Origin of the sequence: Promicromonospora sp. NPDC060271, from assembly GCF_042726755.1 — a bacterium.
GTDB lineage: Bacteria > Actinomycetota > Actinomycetes > Actinomycetales > Cellulomonadaceae > Promicromonospora.
Map to the genome: position 1 here is coordinate 1 of NZ_JBHXBG010000284.1, position 4,011 is coordinate 4,011.

General features: G+C 70.3%; 3 protein-coding genes and 1 pseudogene. 1 reads left to right on the forward strand and 3 read right to left on the reverse strand.

Translation table 11 applies throughout. The features are described from left to right. Positions 1 to 57: 57 nt before the first annotated feature. The 3 genes from ACFWE2_RS24865 to ACFWE2_RS24875 all read right to left on the reverse strand — a co-directional run bounded on the left by ACFWE2_RS24865 (position 58) and on the right by ACFWE2_RS24875 (position 3,487). Positions 58 to 1,074, reverse strand: coding sequence for a glycosyltransferase family 2 protein (locus tag ACFWE2_RS24865; RefSeq protein ID WP_377226886.1), 1,017 nt, complete (start codon positions 1,072 to 1,074; stop codon positions 58 to 60). Between the two features lie 202 nt (positions 1,075 to 1,276). Next, complete coding sequence (locus ACFWE2_RS24870; RefSeq protein WP_377226887.1) at positions 1,277 to 2,170, reverse strand: N-acetylneuraminate synthase family protein; 894 nt, start codon at positions 2,168 to 2,170, stop codon at positions 1,277 to 1,279. Positions 2,171 to 2,245: 75 nt separating this feature from the next. After that, complete coding sequence (locus ACFWE2_RS24875) at positions 2,246 to 3,487, reverse strand: cytidylyltransferase domain-containing protein (protein WP_377226888.1); 1,242 nt, start codon at positions 3,485 to 3,487, stop codon at positions 2,246 to 2,248. A gap of 222 nt (positions 3,488 to 3,709) precedes the next feature. Between ACFWE2_RS24875 and ACFWE2_RS24880 the strand changes: the two are divergent. Next, positions 3,710 to 4,011, forward strand: a pseudogene (locus ACFWE2_RS24880) (UDP-glucose 6-dehydrogenase); the annotation flags it as partial.

Below are 4,011 nucleotides of genomic sequence, written 5' to 3' on the forward strand. Positions count from 1 at the left end.
CCCTGATGTCACCGAGGAGATCCGGACAGGCGCTCTACTTCGCGGAGCTCGCTCGGGTCAGACGCCGTCGTCCACCCGGACGCGTTCAGTGAGGCCGCGGAGGAACCCCGCGCCCCAGGCCATGTGCATCGTCACGAGCGTCGCGGGCAGGGCCAGCGCGGAGCGCAGGTCGAGCCGCGGACGACGGGTCGCGGCATGCGCCGCGGCGCCGAGCACGCCCAGCAGGTAGACGGCGGGCGGCGTGAGGCCGAGCAGCGTCAGCGGCAGCACACCCGTGACGGCGCCGACGACGGCGAGCAGCACGGACACCCCGAGCACGATGACGGCGGTCGGCGGGGCCAGGTAACGAAGGTTGGCGGTGCCGGGGTTGCGGCGCACCACCTCGCGGCGCCACATGCCCGTCCGCCAGAACTGGGTGGCCACGGCGCCCAGCGTGCGGCGCGGCTTGTACTCGACCACGAGGGACGGGTCGAACCACAGGAGGCTGCCGCTGTTCCGCAGCCGGAGGCACAGCTCCCAGTCCTGTGCCCGCACGTACACCGGCGAGTACCCGCCCACCCGCTCCAGCGCCTCGCGGCGGAAGGTGCCCAGGTAGACCGTCTCGGCCGGGCCGGCGCTGCCGCCCGTGTGGAACGAGGCCGCGCCGAGGCCGGCCGGGTGGCTCATCGCCCTGGCCACGGCCTTCTGCACGGGGGTGTCGCCGACGGGCATCATGCGGCCGCCCACGCCGTCCGCCCCCGCGGCCTGCAGGGCTTCCACCGCGCGGCGCACGTAGGTGGGCTCCGCGACGGTGTGGCCGTCCACCCGGACGAAGATCGAGTGGCCCTCAGGCATCCGCGCCAGGCCCGCGTTGAGGCCGAGCGGCTTGGAGCCCGTCGGGTTGTCCACGACGGTGACCCGGCCGGTCTCGGCGCTGAGCTTCTCGGCGATCTCGTGCGTGCGGTCCTGCGACGGCCCAACGGCCAGCACCATGTGCAGCGGGTGCGGGTAGTCCTGTTCCAGGACGGACCGCACCATCGCCTCGAGGTATGGCTCCTCGTCACGTACGACGGCGACCACCGTCACCAACGGCATGCTTGCCGCATCGACCCGCTCGGGCACGTGGCCCCCTCTCGCGCTGGCCGGGCCAGGTTCGGCCACAGTCTTGGGTTCTTGTCGATCCAGGAACATCAGAGGCGGGCACCGCGAGTGCGGCGCCCGCCTCCGACCATGTACCTACGGTTCAGTGTGCCTACGGCTCAGGCTCTGTCCACCACGCCTGAGCCTGCGGCTACGCTCAGGCGTCGACCCGGCGGAGGCGCGACATCGGCGAGAACTCGCCGGGCATGACGCGCTTCTGACCGTCACCGAGCGCCTTCTCGAGGATGCGGATGTCGCGCACCAGCGTCTCGAGACCCTTGGGCTCGAGCGAGGAGGCGTGGTCCGAGCCCCACATGGCGCGGTCGAGCGTGATGTGCCGCTCTACGGCGACGGCGCCCAGCGCGACGGCCGCGATCGAGATCTGCAGACCGGTCTCGTGACCCGAGTAGCCGACGGGCACGCCGTAGCGCTGCTGCAGCGTCGTGATGGTGCGCAGGTTCGCCTCCTCGGGGGGAAGCGGGTAGGTCGAGGTGGAGTGCAGGATCACGAGCTTGCTCGTGTCCAGGATCTCCACAGCGGCGTCGATCTGCTCCAGCGTCGACATCCCGGTCGACAGGATGATCGGCTTGCCGGTCGCGGCCAGCGCGCGCAGCATCTCGTGGTCCGTGACGGACGCCGAGGCGACCTTGTGGGTCGGCACGCCCATCTTCTCCAGGAAGTCCACCGACGGCGCGTCCCACGGAGAGGCGAACCACTGCACGCCCTTGTCCTTGGCGTACGCGTCGATCTCCGTGTACTCCGGCTCCTCGAACTCGACCTTGTACTTGTACTCGAGGTACGTCATCTCGCCCCAGGGCGTCTGACGGATCTTGTCCCGCTGATCCTTCGGGGTGCTGATCTCCGGAGTGCGCTTCTGGAACTTCACGGCCTGGCACCCGGCGTCGACCGCGACGTCGATCAGCTTCTTGGCGATCTCGACGTCACCGTTGTGGTTGATGCCGATCTCGCCGATCACGTAGACCGGCTGGTCAGCGCCCACCAGGTGCTCGCCGATGGCGACCGGTGTGGGCTGCGCGGTGGTCGCGCTCATATCGAGGTCCTTCCGAAGATGTCATGCACAGGGTAGTGCTCGTGCGGGGTAGTGCTCGTACGGGCCGAAAGACGGCTATCCGGCGACGACGGGGCCCTGGGCGGTGCCAGCGCTGAGAGCGACTTCACCCGGACGCGAAGCGAGTATACGGTCACAGACCTCACGAACCGCACCGTTCCCGCCGTCGCGCGACAGCACGATCCTGGCCTGCGCCTTCACCTCGGGACGCGCGTCGGCGACCGCGACCGGCCAGCCGACGACCTCCATGGCGGCAAGGTCGTTGACGTCGTTGCCGACGTAGGCGACCCGTGCCGGGTCGAGGCCGCGCTCCGCCAGCCAGCCGCGCAGCGCGGTGGCCTTGTCCTCGACTCCGTGCAGCACCTCGACGCGCAGCTTGCTCGCGCGGGAGGCGACGACCTTGTTGGTCTCGGTGGACAGGATCAGGATCGGGATGCCCGTGCGCCGCAGGCGGGAGATGCCCATGCCGTCGCCACGGCTCACCCTGACCTGCTCGGTCCCGTCCTGGTCGACGTAGGCGTGGTCGTCGGTGTGCACGCCGTCGAAGTCCGTCACCAGGGCGTCGACGTCCAGCGGCTCGGGCGCTGCGTCGACGCTCTGGTCCACGAGCTGACGCGCGAGCCAGAGGTCACGCGGCTCGTCGATCTCGATCGCCCACTCCGCGGCGACCGGCTGGATGCCCACGTCGCCGAAGAACCGCGTCCCGCTCTCCCGGAACCCGTCCGTGCGCATCACGTAGAAGGCGCCGGTCTCCCGGTAGTGCGGGGCCCGCTCCTGGCGCCGCTCACGGTACTCGGTGGTGTGGCCGACAGGGCTGGCCACGCCGTCGTCGATCCGCCACTGGAAGTCGTGCGTCTCCGAGACGGCGACGACCACGTCCTTCTCCCCCTCGGCGACGGTCCGGACGGCTGCGTCCAGGTCCGCAGGATCGATGAACGGTGAGGTGCACTGCACCAGCACGGTGACCGGCGGGATCTCCTGCGGGGACAGGCCCCCGTCGCCGGCCTCGACGCGCTCCAGGACATGCAGCAGCGCGGACTCCGACGACGCCGTCCCGCCGGCGATCTCCGCGGGTCGGACCACGACCCGCGCTCCGTGCGACCGCGCCTCGGCCGCGATCTCGTCGTGGTCCGTGGAGACGATGACGGTCCCTACCGACGGGGCCGCCGACGCGGCCTGGACCGCCCGGCCGACGAGCGTGATGCCGTCGACCCGCGCCAGGTTCTTCAGCGGGACCCCCTGCGAACCGCCGCGGGCCGGGATGATCACGATGGCCGACGGGCCTGTTGTCTCTGGCATGCTTTCCTTTGACGGACTGACTCGGGCAGGGCCCTGGTCGGCCAGGTCCCGCGCCGCCACCGCGAAAGCACGCAAGGGCGGCTGTCAACTGTATCGCTCCCCGCCGCGCCCCTGGTCATCGGGAATGCCGGGTCTGCCCGGGCGACGTGCTGAGGATCCATGAGGCCATCGGGCCGTTCGCGTCCGTCGTACGCGCCCTGGCATGTCTGAGAGGATCTACGCATGAAGATCGCTGTTGTCGGAACCGGTTATGTCGGCCTGTCGAACGCCGTCCTGCTCGCCCAGAACCACGAGGTCTGGGCGGTGGACGTGGACGCTTCGAAGGTCGCGCTGGTCAACGACCGCAAGAGCCCGATCGTGGACGTGGAGCTCGAGGAGTACCTGGCCACGAAGGACCTCGACCTGACCGCGACGCTGGACGCCCCGGCCGCCTACGCGGGTGCGCAGGTCGTGGTCGTGGCGACGCCGACGAACTACGACGAGGTCACGAACTTCTTCGACACGTCGTCGGTCGAGTCCGTGAT

Excerpts from the sequence above, each read along its gene's own strand:
- ACFWE2_RS24865 (WP_377226886.1), bottom strand. The coding sequence starts at position 1,074 with ATGCCGTTGGTGACGGTGGTCGCCGTCGTACGTGACGAGGAGCCATAC.
- ACFWE2_RS24870 (WP_377226887.1), bottom strand. The coding sequence starts at position 2,170 with ATGAGCGCGACCACCGCGCAGCCCACACCGGTCGCCATCGGCGAGCAC.
- ACFWE2_RS24875 (WP_377226888.1), bottom strand. The coding sequence starts at position 3,487 with ATGCCAGAGACAACAGGCCCGTCGGCCATCGTGATCATCCCGGCCCGC.